Origin of the sequence: Protaetiibacter larvae, from assembly GCF_008365275.1 — a bacterium.
Lineage (GTDB): Bacteria > Actinomycetota > Actinomycetes > Actinomycetales > Microbacteriaceae > Homoserinibacter > Homoserinibacter larvae.
In genome coordinates this window covers 260,479-274,128 of record NZ_CP043504.1, presented here as the reverse complement: position 1 = coordinate 274,128, position 13,650 = coordinate 260,479, and the positions used below count along the sequence as shown (strand labels likewise).

General features: G+C 70.0%; 14 protein-coding genes. 12 read left to right on the top strand and 2 right to left on the bottom strand.

What is annotated here, in order from left to right; translation table 11 throughout:
• The 3 genes from rplA (at window position 1) to FLP23_RS01190 (ending at window position 1,955) form a co-directional block, all read left to right on the top strand.
• Window positions 1-690 (top strand): 50S ribosomal protein L1, encoded by a 690-nt coding sequence (rplA, locus tag FLP23_RS01200; protein ID WP_149324188.1) that lies wholly within the window; start codon window positions 1-3, stop codon window positions 688-690.
• A 121-nt stretch (window positions 691-811) separates the two neighbouring features.
• Complete coding sequence (locus tag FLP23_RS01195; protein ID WP_149324187.1) at window positions 812-1,378, top strand: DJ-1/PfpI family protein; 567 nt, start codon at window positions 812-814, stop codon at window positions 1,376-1,378.
• 52 nt (window positions 1,379-1,430) lie between these two features.
• A complete protein-coding gene (locus tag FLP23_RS01190) occupies window positions 1,431-1,955 on the top strand; it encodes a GNAT family N-acetyltransferase (protein WP_149324186.1) in 525 nt (174 codons plus the stop codon).
• Window positions 1,956-2,031: 76 nt separating this feature from the next.
• On the opposite strand, the gene FLP23_RS01185 is transcribed toward FLP23_RS01190, so the two are convergent.
• Window positions 2,032-2,997, bottom strand: a complete 966-nt coding sequence (locus FLP23_RS01185) for an NADP-dependent oxidoreductase (protein WP_425468271.1) — start codon at window positions 2,995-2,997, stop codon at window positions 2,032-2,034.
• 105 nt (window positions 2,998-3,102) lie between these two features.
• Window positions 3,103-3,705, bottom strand: coding sequence for a YqaJ viral recombinase family protein (locus tag FLP23_RS01180; protein WP_246140014.1), 603 nt, complete (start codon window positions 3,703-3,705; stop codon window positions 3,103-3,105).
• A 140-nt stretch (window positions 3,706-3,845) separates the two neighbouring features.
• Between FLP23_RS01180 and FLP23_RS01175 the strand changes: the two genes are divergently transcribed.
• From FLP23_RS01175 to FLP23_RS01135, 9 genes are all read left to right on the top strand, one after another.
• Window positions 3,846-4,580: a response regulator transcription factor gene (locus tag FLP23_RS01175; protein ID WP_149324184.1), complete on the top strand. Its 735-nt coding sequence runs from the start codon at window positions 3,846-3,848 to the stop codon at window positions 4,578-4,580.
• Window positions 4,577-6,025: a sensor histidine kinase gene (locus tag FLP23_RS01170; protein WP_149324183.1), complete on the top strand. Its 1,449-nt coding sequence runs from the start codon at window positions 4,577-4,579 to the stop codon at window positions 6,023-6,025. Before FLP23_RS01175 ends, FLP23_RS01170 begins: the two co-directional genes overlap by 4 nt.
• Window positions 6,026-6,030: 5 nt before the next feature.
• On the top strand, window positions 6,031-6,804 hold the full coding sequence (locus tag FLP23_RS01165; protein ID WP_149324182.1) for a hypothetical protein: 774 nt from the start codon (window positions 6,031-6,033) through the stop codon (window positions 6,802-6,804).
• A gap of 199 nt (window positions 6,805-7,003) precedes the next feature.
• Window positions 7,004-7,519: a 50S ribosomal protein L10 gene (gene rplJ, locus FLP23_RS01160; protein ID WP_149324181.1), complete on the top strand. Its 516-nt coding sequence runs from the start codon at window positions 7,004-7,006 to the stop codon at window positions 7,517-7,519.
• Between the two features lie 81 nt (window positions 7,520-7,600).
• On the top strand, window positions 7,601-7,993 hold the full coding sequence (rplL, locus tag FLP23_RS01155) for a 50S ribosomal protein L7/L12 (protein WP_149324180.1): 393 nt from the start codon (window positions 7,601-7,603) through the stop codon (window positions 7,991-7,993).
• Window positions 7,994-8,174: 181 nt separating this feature from the next.
• On the top strand, window positions 8,175-9,527 hold the full coding sequence (locus FLP23_RS01150; protein WP_149324179.1) for an ABC transporter substrate-binding protein: 1,353 nt from the start codon (window positions 8,175-8,177) through the stop codon (window positions 9,525-9,527).
• Window positions 9,528-9,632: 105 nt separating this feature from the next.
• Window positions 9,633-10,601: a carbohydrate ABC transporter permease gene (locus FLP23_RS01145; RefSeq protein WP_149324178.1), complete on the top strand. Its 969-nt coding sequence runs from the start codon at window positions 9,633-9,635 to the stop codon at window positions 10,599-10,601.
• The gene (locus tag FLP23_RS01140; protein WP_149324177.1) at window positions 10,598-11,557 is read left to right on the top strand and encodes a carbohydrate ABC transporter permease; all 960 of its coding nucleotides are present in this window, start codon (window positions 10,598-10,600) and stop codon (window positions 11,555-11,557) included. The genes FLP23_RS01145 and FLP23_RS01140 overlap by 4 nt, the downstream gene beginning before the upstream one ends.
• Window positions 11,558-11,660: 103 nt before the next feature.
• Window positions 11,661-13,649, top strand: a complete 1,989-nt coding sequence (locus FLP23_RS01135; RefSeq protein WP_425468270.1) for an ABC transporter ATP-binding protein — start codon at window positions 11,661-11,663, stop codon at window positions 13,647-13,649.
• The last annotated feature ends 1 nt before the right edge of the window (window position 13,650 follow it).

The window sequence follows — 13,650 nt, the reverse complement described above, 5'->3', positions numbered from 1 at the left end:
ATGGCTCAGAAGTCCAAGGCCTACCGCGCCGCCGCTGAGAAGATCGAGGCCGGCAAGTTCTACGGTCCCGGCGAGGCTGTCGCCGTCGTCAAGGAGACCGGGTCGAAGAAGTTCGACTCCACCGTCGAGGTCGCGCTGAAGCTCGGCGTCGACCCCCGTAAGGCCGACCAGATGGTGCGCGGCACCGTCATCCTGCCCCACGGCACCGGCAAGACCGCCCGCGTCATCGTGTTCGCCACCGGCCCCGCGGCCGAGGCCGCGATCGCCGCCGGCGCGGACGAGGTCGGCGGCGCCGAGCTCATCGAGAAGGTCGCCGGCGGCTACACCGCCTTCGACTCGGCCGTCTCGACGCCCGAGCTCATGGGTCAGGTCGGTCGTCTGGGCAAGGTGCTCGGCCCCCGCGGCCTCATGCCGAACCCCAAGACCGGCACCGTGACGCCGGATGTGGCCAAGGCCGTCTCCGACATCAAGGGCGGCAAGATCGAGTTCCGTGTCGACAAGCACGCCAACGTGCACTTCGTCATCGGCAAGGCCGGCTTCACCGCCGACCAGCTGAACGAGAACTTCAAGGCCGCGCTCGACGAGATCCAGCGTGCCAAGCCGTCCTCGTCGAAGGGCCGCTACATCCAGAAGGGGTCGCTCTCGACCACCTTCGGTCCCGGCGTGCCGCTCGACGTGGCTTCCTTGTAAGCACAGATCATCTCCGAAAGGGCCCGCCGCGTGCGGGCCCTTTCGCTTTGCCCGACGCGGGCGGATGATCGACTCGACGGATCGGCGCATCCGGCGCCATCCCCGACGAGGAGGTCGGCCCATGGCCAAGATCATCATCCTGACCGGTGACGCTGCGGAGACCCTCGAGGTCTTCTACCCCTACCAGCGCCTGCAGGAGGCGGGCTACGAGGTGCACATCGCGGCGCCCGAGAAGAAGAAGCTGCAGTTCGTGGTGCATGACTTCGTCGACGGCTTCGACACCTACACCGAGAAGCTCGGCCACACCTGGGATGCCGACATCGCCTTCCGCGACGTCGACCCCTCCGACTACGTCGCGCTCGTCGTCCCCGGTGGCCGGGCGCCCGAGTACATCCGCAACGACGAGGACGCCAAGCGCATCGTGCGGCACTTCATGGAGGCGGATGCGCCGGTCGCCGCCCTCTGCCACGGCCCGCTGCTGCTCGCCGCGGCGGGCACCCTGAAGGGACGCACCTCCTCCGCCTACCCGGCGCTCGCGGTCGACGTGGAGACGGCGGGCGGCTTCTTCGAGAACGGCGGCGCGGTCGTCGACGGCAACCTGGTCACCGGCCGCGCCTGGCCCGACAACGGTCCCTGGATCGGCGCGTTCCTGCAGGTGCTGGAGCACCGGCTCGCCCCCGTCGGCTGACCCCGCACCCCCGGCGCCGGTTCGGGCAGCGCTCGCGGAATAGGGTGAGGGTGTGCGGGTGCGAGCGGCGGACGGGACGGATGCCGCCCCGCTCGCCGCCCTCGCGGCCCTCACCTTTCCGCTCGCCTGCCCGCCGCACGTGACCGCGGAGTCGATAGCCGCATTCCTCGCCGCGAACCTCAGCGAGGCGAGGTTCGCGGACTATCTCGCCGATGCCGCGAGGGATGTGCTGCTCGCCGAGGTCGACGGACAGCTCGTCGGCTACGCGATGCTCGTCGCGGGGGAGCCGGCGGATGCCGACGTCGCCGCCGCGGTCCGCATCCGCCCCACGGTCGAGCTGAGCAAGTGCTACGTGCATCCCGACCACCACGGCGCGGGGGCCGCGAGCGCGCTGATGGGTGCGGTCCTCGACGCGGCGCGCGAGCGCGGGGTCGCGGGCGTCTGGCTGGGGGTCAACCAGCTGAACGAGCGCGCCCAGCGCTTCTACGGCAAGCATGGGTTCGCGCGCGTCGGCACCAAGCGTTTCCTCGTGGGCGACCGCTACGAGGACGACTTCGTGTTCGAGCGCCCGCTCTGACGGCGCGAGACGCCCGCGACGAGAGGTCGACACCGGCACGCGGGTGCCTCCCGTGCCGCCGAGATGTCCCGCGACCTCAGCCTTCGGCGACGGTGAGGACGATCTTGCCGCGGGTGTGGCCCGACTCGATGAGGGTGTGGGCCTCGGCTGCCTCCTCCAGGGGCAGCACCCGGTCCACGTACACCCGCACATCGCCCGACTCGATGAGGCGCGTGATGATGGCGAGGGTCGCTGCATCCGGCGCCACCCGGTAGCCGGTCGCCCGCACCCCGAGCGCGTCCGCCTCGGCCGCCATCGTCGGGAACGAACCCGTGGGGCCGTTCACGTACAGTCCGCCGGGGCGCAGCACGCGCAGCGAGCGCGAGCCGGTGTCGCCACCCACATTGCCCACCAGGTCGATGACCGTGTCGACCGCGTCCACGGCCTCGTCGAAGGCGCGCTCCGTGTAGTCGAGCACCTCCGATGCGCCGAGCTCCCGCAGGAACGCCGCGTTGCGGGCGGACCCGGTGGCGATCACGTGCGCCCCGAAGTAGGCCGCGAACTGCACCGCGAAATGCCCCACCCCGCCGGCGCCCGCGTGGATCAGCATCCGCTGCCCCTCGTGCGCCTTCGCGGTCTCGACGACCATGCCCCACGCCGTGAGCCCGGCGAGCGGCACCGCGGCCGCCTCCACGTGCGAGAGCGACGGCGGCTTGCGCGCCACGCTCAGCGCGCTCACCGTGAGGTATTCCGCGTAGGCGCCGCTCATCCGCGGCACCATGCCCATGCCGTACACCTCGGTGCCCGGCTGCAGGGGGAACGACTCGTAGGGCGCCTCGACGACGACCCCCGAGAAGTCGTTGCCGAGCACCACGGGCGTCGCCGTGACGCCCGGCCAGGCGCCCTTCCCGGCGCGGGTCTTCGCGTCGATCGGGTTGACGCCCGCGGCGATCACCCGGATGAGCAGCTCCGCATTCACCCGGGTGGGAACGGCTGCCGTCGTGGTCTCGAGGACTTCCGGTCCGCCCGGCTCCGCGAAGGTCACGGCCCGCATCGTGGTCATGTTCTCTGGCCCTTCCGCCTCGAAACATATTCAACGCGGGACATGAGTCACCGATGTTTCGCGGATGTCACCGTGCTGCTAACTTCACCGGATGCCCGGTCCGGCTCAGCGGTGCATCGCGTCGAGCAGCTGGTCGGCGAGCCGCACCAGGCGGTGGATCTCGTCGTCGTCACGCTCCACCCAGCGGGTCTCGGGCACCCCGCTGACCGGCACGAAGTCGTCGTGCTGCTCCCACACCACGAGGGTGCGTTCGGCGCCCAGCACGTACTGCTGCCACCACACCTGCCGCAGGTAGTGCCGGGGGATCGTGCGCCAGGCGCTGCGGGTGGTCTTGATCTCGCACAGCTCGAGCGCGCCACCGCGCTCCCGGATGCCGTCGGGTGTCGCGAGGTGCGCTCGGTTGCCGTCGGCGTGGAAGAGGGCCGTGTTGCCGCTCATCCCCGCGTGGTGGCGCGCCACCCACCGGCCGATCTCGGGCTCGCGCTCGGTGCCGTGGCGCGTGTAGGCGTTGCCGGAGAAGCTCGAGCCGAGCAGCTTGTCGGTGGCGACGGCGCGGATGGCCTTCTCGCCGGAGAGGCGGGCGACGTCCGTGGCGGTCACCCCGCGGGAGCGCTCGCGCAGCCACGACACCCGATCGGAGGCGTCGGCGACCACCCGATCGCGGTACGGCACCGGCGGGGTGTCGAAGAGCGCGAGGGTGGGGTGCACCTGGACATTGTCGCCTACGGGTGCGACGGCGCCGCTGATTTCGAGGAGCGACGCGCAGGGACGCGTCTCGAGCCCACGGGCATCGGAATCTCCAAGACGCCGCATAGGAAACATTCAGCCCCGCGGCGAGAATCGACACCGTGAGCACCCCCGCAACCGCACCGCTTCTCACGCGCCCCGACGGCTCGCCCGTGCGTGCGCTCGTCGTCGACGACGAGCCCGCGCTCGTCGAGCTCATCCAGCTCGCGCTGCGCTACGAGGGATGGCAGGTGGAGACGGCCACCGACGGGGCCTCCGCCCTCGCCAAGGCGCGCAGCTTCGCCCCCGACGTGGTCGTGCTCGACATCATGATGCCCGGCCTCGACGGTCTCGAGGTGCTGGGGCGGCTGCGCGCGAGCGGCAACGATGTGGCGGTGCTCTTCCTCACCGCGAAGGATGCCGTCGCCGATCGCATCGTGGGTCTCACCGCGGGCGGCGACGACTATGTCACGAAACCGTTCAGCCTCGAGGAGGTCGTCGCACGGCTGCGCGCCCTGCTGCGTCGCAGCGGGCACGCCGTCTCCGGCTACACCGACCCCGTGCTGCGGGTGGGGGATCTGACCCTCGACGAGGAGAGCTATGAGGTGACCCGCGCGGGCCGTGCGATCGAGCTCACCGCGAAGGAGTTCGAGCTGCTGCGCTATCTCATGCGGAACCCGCGCCGCGTGGTCAGCAAGCTGCAGATCCTCGACCGCGTCTGGAGCTACGACTTCGAGGGCCGCTCGAGCATCGTGGAGCTCTACATCTCCTACCTGCGCAAGAAGATCGAGGCCGACGGCCCGCCGCTCATCCACACCGTGCGCGGGGTGGGCTATCTCATCAAGCCGGCCGCATGACGCGAGGTGCGCCCTGGTCGATACGTCGGCGCCTCGCGCTGGGCGTGGTGGCGCTCGTGGCGCTCCTCGGCATCCTGATCGGCACCGTGAGCGTGATCGCGCTGCGTCAGAACCTGCTCGAGCGGCTCGACGGCCAGGTGCAGGACGTCATGCGCTCATGGGTGGGTCCCGGCAGCGGCGCGCAACTGCCGGGCGGCTCGGATCTGCTGCGCACGGGTCTCGTGGTGGGGGTCGCCGTGCCCGGCCAGAACGCGCGCGGCATCGTCACGACGAGCTCAGGGGATGCGACCGAGCTCACGGCAGCGCAGCTGGAGCGGCTGTTCTCGACCCGCTCCCGGCAGCCCGCGACGATCGACATCCCGCGGCTGGGCGCCTACCGCGTGGTGCTGGAGAGCACCGCCGACGGCTCGGTTCTCGCGGTGGCCCTCTCGATGGACGACGTGGACGGCACCACTCGCGACCTCGCGCTCGTCTTCGCCCTCGTGACGGCCGGCGCGCTCGTGATCGCGGCCGCGGGTGCCGTGGCGATCGTGCGGGTCGCGCTCCGGCCGCTCGGCCGGGTCACCGAGACCGCGACGCGCGTCACCGAGTTGCAGCTGGCGTCGGGCGACGCGACGATCCCGGAGCGGGTCCCGGATGCCGAGGCGGACCCGCGCACCGAGGTCGGGCAGGTCGGTGCCGCGCTCAACCGGCTGCTGGGGCACGTCGAGCACGCCCTCGTGGCCCGCCAGGCCTCGGAGGAGAAGGTGCGGCGCTTCGTGGCGGATGCGAGCCACGAGCTGCGCACGCCGCTCGCCTCCATCCGCGGCTACGCCGAGCTCACCCGCCGCATCGACGACGAGCTGCCCGCCGACGCCATCCGCTCGCTCGACCGCATCGAGTCGGAGTCGATCCGCATGACGGCGCTCGTCGAGGAGCTGCTCGAGCTCGCCCGGCTCGACGAGGGGCAGGGGCTCGTGTTCGGCGAGGTGGAGCTCGTGCGCCTTGTGACGGATGCCGTCGGCGACGCCTACGCGGCGGCCCCCGACCACGAGTGGGAGGTGGTGGCACCGGATCCGCCGCTCACGATCGAGGCCGACGCCGCACGCATCCACCAGCTCGTCGTGAACCTGCTCGGCAACGCCCACCGGCACACGCCGGCGGGCACCGTCGTGACGGTGACCCTCGCCTCCGATGCGGACGAGGCGACCCTCACCTTCGCCGATGACGGTCCCGGCATCCCGGAGGAGCTGCGCCCGCGTCTGTTCGAGCGCTTCGCCCGCGGCGACGCCTCCCGTTCGCGCGCCACCGGAAGCACAGGCCTGGGGCTCGCGATCGTCGCGGCCGTCGTGGAGGCGCATGGCGGCCGGATCGAGGTGTTCAGCGTGCCGGGCGACACCCGTTTCGTGGTGCGGCTGCCGCTCCGCCGCCCGGATGCCGCAGACGCGAGCCACCTGCCAGACTGAGCGCCATGCGATCCGCCGCCCGAGCGTTCGTTCCCCTGGCTCTTGCCGCCCTCACCATGCTGGCCGCCGCGCCCGCGGCCGCGAGTGTCGGCTCGGTGCCGGCCGATGTGCGCGAGTACGTCACGCAGGGCGGGCTCGCGGCGAGCCTCGACGACGTCTACGGCACCGCGGCGGACGGCAGCGGCATCCCGTTCGACGAGACGACGACGCCCGGACCGATCTCGAGGATCTTCACCTGGACGGATGCGCGCCTCGCGGGCGAGCTCGAGGGCGACCCCACGCGGATGCTGAACGAGTGGGCGGTGCCGGTGTCGCTCGGCGAGGAGCCGGTCGGGGTGGCGATCGTGTGGATCAACCCCGAGGGCGACGCACCCGAGCTCGCCGAGTTCACGGCCGACGCGGCGGCGGCCGCCGCGCTCGCGGCGGTCCCGGATGATGCCCGTCTCGTGCACGATCGAGCCGCCGAGGCGTGGTTCGCCGTCGTCGCCGAGGTGGCCACGCCGCTCGTCACCGGGCGGTCGGGGGTGACGGCTCCGACCGAGGTGGCGAGGCTCGCGCTCGTGGCGCCCGAGGCGGTGCCCGAGGCCGCGGCGGCGGACCCGAACGCGGGGCTCGGCTTCGCGATCGCGACCGTCGTCGTGCTGCTCGCGATCATCGTCGTGGCGCTCGCCCTGCTTCCGCGCGTGCGCGCCGCGCGACATCCGACGGAGGCGCCGGCATCCCTGCACGGTGCAGGCGAGGTGTCGCCGCCGTCGGAGTTCGCACCGCCCGAGGTGTGATAGCCTGGGCATGCCGAAGACCGCTGGTCTCCGCGTGCCCGCTTGCGGGCCGTGGACGAAGCCTCGTGAGAGGGCCCGCGCAGGCGTGTGAAGTAACCGAGTCGGGATCTCCGGCCGGATCTGCTCCGTGCGCATGCGCCGGAGCTTTTTTCATGGGGCAGCATCCTTCGGCGTGACATCCACAACGACAAGGAGCGCCATGGCGAACAAGGAAACCACGGTCGCCGAGCTGACGGAGAACTTCCGCAGTTCGAACGCGATCGTGCTCACCGAGTACCGCGGTCTCACCGTTGCCCAGCTCAAGCAGCTGCGCGGCAACATCCGTGAGAACGCGAGCTACGCCGTGGTGAAGAACACGCTGACCAAGATCGCCGCGAAGGAAGCCGGTGTGGAGGGTCTCGACGACCTCCTCGAGGGCCCTTCGGCGATCGCGTTCGTGCACGGTGACACCGTCACCGTCGCGAAGGCTCTGCGTGACTTCGCCAAGGCAAATCCTCTGCTCGTGGTCAAGGGCGGGTACTTCGACGGTGCCCCTCTGACCGCCGCCGAGGTGGGCAAGCTCGCCGATCTCGAGAGCCGTGAGGTGCTGCTGGCCAAGCTGGCCGGTGCCTTCAAGGCCTCGCTGTTCGGAGCTGCCTACCTGTTCAACGCGCCGCTGTCGAAGGCCGTCCGTACGGTCGACGCACTGCGCGAGAAGCAGGAATCCGCGAGCTGACGCTCGTACCCAGACATGTCCGGCGGATCCCCGTCGGAGTCACAACCCCGGGGCGCGAGCCCCACAGCTAAGGAGAATCACATGGCCAAGCTCAGCACCGACGAGCTGCTCGAGGCGTTCAAGGAGCTTTCGCTCATCGAGCTGTCCGAGTTCGTCAAGAAGTTCGAGGAGACCTTCGAGGTCACCGCCGCCGCTCCGGTCGCCGTCGCGGCCGCCCCCGCCGCCGGTGGCGCCGGCGGCGAGGCCTCGGAGGTCGAGGAGAAGGACTCGTTCGACGTCGTCCTCGAGGCCGCCGGCGACAAGAAGATCCAGGTCATCAAGGAGGTCCGCGCGCTCACGAGCCTCGGCCTCGGCGAGGCCAAGGCCGTCGTCGACGGTGCCCCGAGCACCGTCCTCGAGGGCGTCAACAAGGAGGCCGCCGAGAAGGCCAAGGCTCAGCTCGAGGAGGCCGGCGCGACCGTCGTCCTCAAGTAAGGACCTCACGCACCAGCACGAAGGGCGCCGCACCCCACGGGGGCGGCGCCCTTCCGCATCCCTGCCGCGATCCCCCAGGCGAGTCCGAATCGTGACCTGAATGGGGGACACCGCTGTTGCCCCTCCTCATCCCCGCGCCTAGCGTGGAAATCAGTATCGGCTTACTCAAAGAGGAGGAACCATGCGTTCACGAGTGAATCGCCGGTTGATCGCCGGCGTGGCTGCGGTGGGGATCGCGGCCCTCGCCCTCGCCGGATGTACCGGCGACATCGCAGACGACGGCGAGACCGGCGACTGCGGACCCTACGAGCAGTACGGCACCTTCGACGGCGCGAGCGTCACGATCTCGGGCACGATCCTCGACCTGGAGGCGGACCGCCTGGTGGAGTCCTGGAAGGACTTCGCCGCCTGCACGGGGATCGACATCAGCTACCAGGGCACGAGCGAGTTCGAGGCGCAGATCGCCGTGCTCGCCGACGGCGGCAACGCCCCCGACATCGGCATCGTGCCGCAGCCGGGTCTGCTGCAGCGGCTCCAGGCGGGCGGCTGGCTGATCCCGGCATCCGACGCCGTGGTGGCCAACATCGACCAGTGGTGGGACCCGGCCTGGAAGGCCTACGGCAGCGTCGACGGCACCGTGTACGCGGCGCCGCTCATGGCGTCCATCAAGGGCTACATCTGGTACTCGCCGAGCGAGTTCGCCGACAAGGGCTACGAGATCCCGAAGACGCTCGACGAGCTGACGGAGCTCTCGGAGAAGATCGCGGCGGAGGGCGACCACCAGCCGTGGTGCGTGGGTCTCGAATCCGGTGAGGCGACCGGCTGGCCCGGAACCGACTGGGTGGAGGACTACGTGCTGCGCCTGTCGGGACCGGAGGTCTACGACCAGTGGGTGACCCACGAGATCCCGTTCAACGATCCCGCGATCGTCGAGGCCTTCGACGCCGTCGGCGACTACCTGAAGAACCCCGACATGGTCAACGGCGGATTCGGCGACGTCTCCACCCAGATCAGCGAGGCGTTCCAGACGGCGGGTCTGCCGATCCTCGACGGCGAATGCTCGCTGCACCACCAGGCCTCGTTCTACGAGACGTTCTGGAACCCGGACGGCGGCACCTCGAACACGGTCGGATCGGATGGAACGGTGTACGCCTTCCTGCTGCCGCCGGAGAACGAGGGCGACCCGCAGGCGGTGACCGGTGGCGGCGAGTTCCCGGTGGCGTTCCGTGACGCACCCGAGGTGGAGGCGGTGCGCGCCTACCTCTCGAGCGACACCTGGGCCAACATCCGGGTCGGGCTCGGCGGCGTCATCAGCGCCAACAAGGGCGTCGACCCCGACAACGCCTCGAGCGAGCTGCTCAAGCAGTCCATCGAGATCCTGCAGGGCGACACCACCTTCCGCTTCGACGGGTCGGATCTGATGCCCGGCGCGGTCGGCGCGGACTCGTTCTGGAAGGGCATCGTCGCCTGGGTCGGCGGTCAGTCCACGCAGGACACCGTCGACGCCATCGAGGCGAGCTGGCCGAGCAGCTAGTAGCGCTCGAGGCGACCTTGGTCGCATGATCGAGGGGCGGGGGCCGCGCGCCGGCCTCCGCCCCTCGAGACACCGCCGCTTTCACCGACGAAAGGCAGACGCTCGATGACCACCGCCGACCTGCTCGGGAAGATCCTGCAAATCGTCATGGGGCTCGTGGTCTTCGCCGCGATCGTCGGGCTGCTGATCTTCTTCATCGACAAGGCGCCCAAGAGGGGCCGCGACTACTGGCAGCTCGTGGGCTTCCTCGCCCCCGCCATGATCCTGCTGGCGATCGGGCTCATCTACCCCGCCATCCGCACCACGGGCCTCGCCTTCCTCGACAAGCAGGGCGTGTTCAGCTGGGACAACTTCGTCTGGGCCTTCACCCAGCCGGCCGCCGTGCGCACCCTCATCAACACGATCATCTGGGTGCTGCTCGTGCCCACCCTCTCGACCGTGCTCGGTCTCGCCTACGCGGTGTTCATCGACCGCTCGCGCGGCGAGCGCGTCTTCAAGGCTCTCGTGTTCATGCCCATGGCGATCTCGTTCGTGGGCGCCGGCATCATCTGGAAGTTCGTCTACGAGTACCGCTCCGCGGGGCGCGAGCAGATCGGCCTGCTCAACGCGATCGGGGTGGCGTTCGGGGGCGAGCCGGTGCAGTGGCTGCAGACCGACCCCATCAACACCATCCTGCTCATCGTCGTCATGATCTGGATCCAGACCGGATTCGCCATGGTGATCCTGAGCGCCGCGATCAAGGGCATCCCGACCGAGCAGATCGAGGCGGCGGAACTGGACGGCACCAACGCCTGGCAGCGCTTCCGCAACGTGACCATCCCCGGCATCCGCGGGGCACTCGTGGTCGTGCTGACGACCATCTCGATCGCCACCCTCAAGGTGTTCGACATCGTACGCACCATGACGCAGGGCAACTTCAACACGAGCGTCATCGCCAACGAGATGTACACGCAGGCGTTCCGGGCATCCGAGATCGGGCGCGGTTCGGCGCTCGCGGTGATCCTGTTCGTGCTCGTCACTCCGATCGTCATCTACAACGTCAACGTGCTCCGCAAGCAGAGGGAGATCCGATGAGCGCCGAGGTCGTGCCTCCCGAGGTGGCCGGCGCCGAGGTCGCCGAGCCGAAGACCCACCGGGTGAAGAGGCGGCTCACCTCGCGCGGTGCGACGGTCGCGGCGCTCGTCATCGCGCTCGTGTGGACGATCCCCACCTTCGGGATCTTCGTGTCGTCGTTCCGGCCGGCCGAGCTCATCCAGGACACCGGCTGGTGGACGATCTTCCAGAACCCCGGCTTCACGCTCGACAACTACAAGGACGTGCTGCTCTCGCCGTCGCAGTCCTCGCCGCAGCTGGGCGCGTACTTCGTCAACTCGCTCGCGATCGCGATCCCGGCGACGATCTTCCCGCTCACCTTCGCCTCGATGGCCGCCTACGCCTTCGCGTGGATGCGCTTCAAGGGCGTCGGCGTGCTGTTCATCGTCGTGTTCGCGCTGCAGATCGTGCCGCTGCAGATGGCCCTCGTGCCGCTGCTGCAGTTCTTCTCCACCTGGCTCAAGCCGGGCCAGCAGTGGCTGCACGACATCATCCCGATCATCCCCGAGCAGAACTACCTGCCGGTGTGGATCGCGCACACGATCTTCGGGCTGCCGCTCGCGATCTTCCTGCTGCACAACTTCATCTCCGAGATCCCGAACGAGGTGATCGAGGCGGCTCGGGTGGACGGCGCGAGCCACGGGCAGATCTTCTTCCGGATCGTGCTGCCGCTCGCGGTGCCGGCGATCGCCTCGGTGGCGATCTTCCAGTTCCTCTGGGTGTGGAACGACCTGCTGGTGGCGCTCATCTTCTCCGGCGGCACCCAGGATGTGGCCCCGCTGACGCAACGATTGGCGGAGCTCGTCGGATCGCGCGGGCAGGAATGGCATCGCCTGACGGCGGGTGCGTTCGTCTCGCTCGTGATCCCGCTCATCGTGTTCTTCTCGCTGCAGCGCTACTTCGTGCGCGGCCTGCTCGCCGGCTCCACAAAGGGCTGACCATGGCGCGGCTGGAGCCGCGACCTTCTGGCGGGAGAAACGCCTCCCGCTGCGGGGTCGTAGCTCCAGCCGCGCCATGAACCGCCAGGCATAGGCTCGCAGCATGAGCATGGGGATGGGCGGCGGCCGCGGCGGTGGGGGCGGCCGCGGGGTCGGCAACCGGGATGCCGAGGTGCAGCGGGCCGAGAACGCCACGGCGCCCCGCATCCCGAACCTGCTGCGGCGCATCGGCGAACTGTTCGCGCCGTTCCGGGTGCCGCTCACCATCACCATCGTGCTCGTGCTGGTCTCGGCGGGCCTCGGGGTGCTGCCGCCGCTGCTCACCCAGCGCGCCTTCGACGAGGGCCTGTTCCCGCCGTCCGGCGTCCCGGACGTGCCGGTGCTGCTGTGGCTCGTGGGCGGGATGGTCGCGTTGTGGCTCGTGTCGGCGGCGCTCGGCGTCTGGCAGACCTACCTCACGGCGAAGGTCGGCAACTCGGTGATGGGCGTGCTGCGGGTGCGGCTGTTCAGCCACCTGCAGGCGATGGAGCTCGGATTCTTCACGCGCACCAAGACGGGCGTCATCCAGTCGCGGCTGCAGAACGACGTGGGCGGCGTGGCGAGCGTGCTCAACAACACCGTCTCGAGCGTCGTGGGCAACACCGTGACGGTGGTGGGCGCTCTCGTGGCGATGCTGCTGCTCAGCTGGCAGCTCACGGTCGTGGCGGTCGTGCTGCTGCCGGCGCTCATCCTGGCCCAGCGGCGGGTGGGGCAGGTGCGCGCGCGCATCGCCACGCAGACGCAGGAGTCGTTGTCGGAGATGACGGCGATCACCCAGGAGACCCTCTCCGTGTCGGGCATCCTGCTCGCCAAGACCTTCAACCGCCAGCCCGCCGAGATCGGGCGCTACGCCGCCGAGAACGACCGGCAGATCGCCCTGCAGGTGCGGCAGCAGATGAGCGGCCAGTGGTTCTTCGCCGTGGTCGGGGTGTTCATGTCGGTGGTTCCCGCGGTCGTGTACCTCGTGGCCGCGTGGCTGATCCTGCAAGAGATCCCGGTGACCGCCGGCACGATCGTGGCCTTCACGACCGTGCAGGCACGGCTCATGTTCCCCCTCATGGGCCTGCTGCGGGTGGCGCTCGACCTGCAGACCTCGCGGGCGCTGTTCGCGCGCATCTTCGAATACCTCGACCTCGTGCCCGCGATCACCGACGCCCCCGACGCGCGGGAGGTCGACGCGTCTCGGGTGGGGGCGGTCGAGTTCCGCGAGGTGACCTTCCGCTATCCGGACGCCGCCCCCGATGCGCCGGGCACCCTGCAGCAGGTGTCGTTCCGGATCGAGCCCGGGCAGTACGTGGCCTTCGTCGGACCCTCGGGGGCCGGCAAGACGACCGTGTCGTATCTCGTGCCGCGACTGTACGAGGCGAGCGAGGGCGCGGTCCTGTTCGCGGGAGACGATGTGCGGGCGCTGCGGCACGCATCCCTCGTCGACCACGTCGGGGTCGTGAGCCAGGAGACCTACCTCTTCCACGCGACGATCGCCGAGAACCTGCGGTACGCGAAGCCCGACGCCACCGACGGCGAGCTCGAGGCGGCGGCGCGCTCCGCCAACATCCACGACACGATCGCGTCGTTCCCCGACGGCTACGACACCATCGTGGGGGAGCGCGGCTACCGGCTCTCGGGCGGCGAGAAGCAGCGGGTGGCCATCGCCCGGGTGCTGCTCAAGGATCCCGCGGTGCTCATCCTCGACGAGGCGACGAGCGCGCTCGACACCGTGTCGGAGCGCATCGTGCAGTCGGCCCTCGACGAGGCATCCCGGGGTCGCACCACGATCGCGATCGCGCACCGGCTGTCGACCGTGGTGGATGCCGATGTCATCCACGTGGTGAAGGCGGGCCGCATCGTCGAGTCGGGCACGCACGGGCAGCTGCTCGCCCTCGACGGCGAGTACGCGCGCCTGTTCGCGGAGCAGCTCGCGGCGGTGAGCCTGCCCGTCGCGTCGTCGCCGCCCCCGTCAGATTCCGCAACTCAGGAGCCGCAGCAGATCCGGGCGGCTGCGCCCCCGTTTCCGGCAGAAGATCCTGAGTTGCGAGAGGGGGACTTCGGGTAGG

Excerpts from the sequence above, each read along its gene's own strand:
- FLP23_RS01195 (WP_149324187.1), top strand. The coding sequence starts at position 812 with ATGGCCAAGATCATCATCCTGACCGGTGACGCTGCGGAGACCCTCGAG.
- FLP23_RS01170 (WP_149324183.1), top strand. The coding sequence starts at position 4,577 with ATGACGCGAGGTGCGCCCTGGTCGATACGTCGGCGCCTCGCGCTGGGC.
- FLP23_RS01150 (WP_149324179.1), top strand. The coding sequence starts at position 8,175 with ATGCGTTCACGAGTGAATCGCCGGTTGATCGCCGGCGTGGCTGCGGTG.
- FLP23_RS01135 (WP_425468270.1), top strand. The coding sequence starts at position 11,661 with ATGAGCATGGGGATGGGCGGCGGCCGCGGCGGTGGGGGCGGCCGCGGG.
- FLP23_RS01165 (WP_149324182.1), top strand. The coding sequence starts at position 6,031 with ATGCGATCCGCCGCCCGAGCGTTCGTTCCCCTGGCTCTTGCCGCCCTC.
- rplA (WP_149324188.1), top strand. The coding sequence starts at position 1 with ATGGCTCAGAAGTCCAAGGCCTACCGCGCCGCCGCTGAGAAGATCGAG.
- FLP23_RS01140 (WP_149324177.1), top strand. The coding sequence starts at position 10,598 with ATGAGCGCCGAGGTCGTGCCTCCCGAGGTGGCCGGCGCCGAGGTCGCC.
- rplJ (WP_149324181.1), top strand. The coding sequence starts at position 7,004 with ATGGCGAACAAGGAAACCACGGTCGCCGAGCTGACGGAGAACTTCCGC.
- rplL (WP_149324180.1), top strand. The coding sequence starts at position 7,601 with ATGGCCAAGCTCAGCACCGACGAGCTGCTCGAGGCGTTCAAGGAGCTT.
- FLP23_RS01145 (WP_149324178.1), top strand. The coding sequence starts at position 9,633 with ATGACCACCGCCGACCTGCTCGGGAAGATCCTGCAAATCGTCATGGGG.
- FLP23_RS01185 (WP_425468271.1), bottom strand. The coding sequence starts at position 2,997 with ATGACCACGATGCGGGCCGTGACCTTCGCGGAGCCGGGCGGACCGGAA.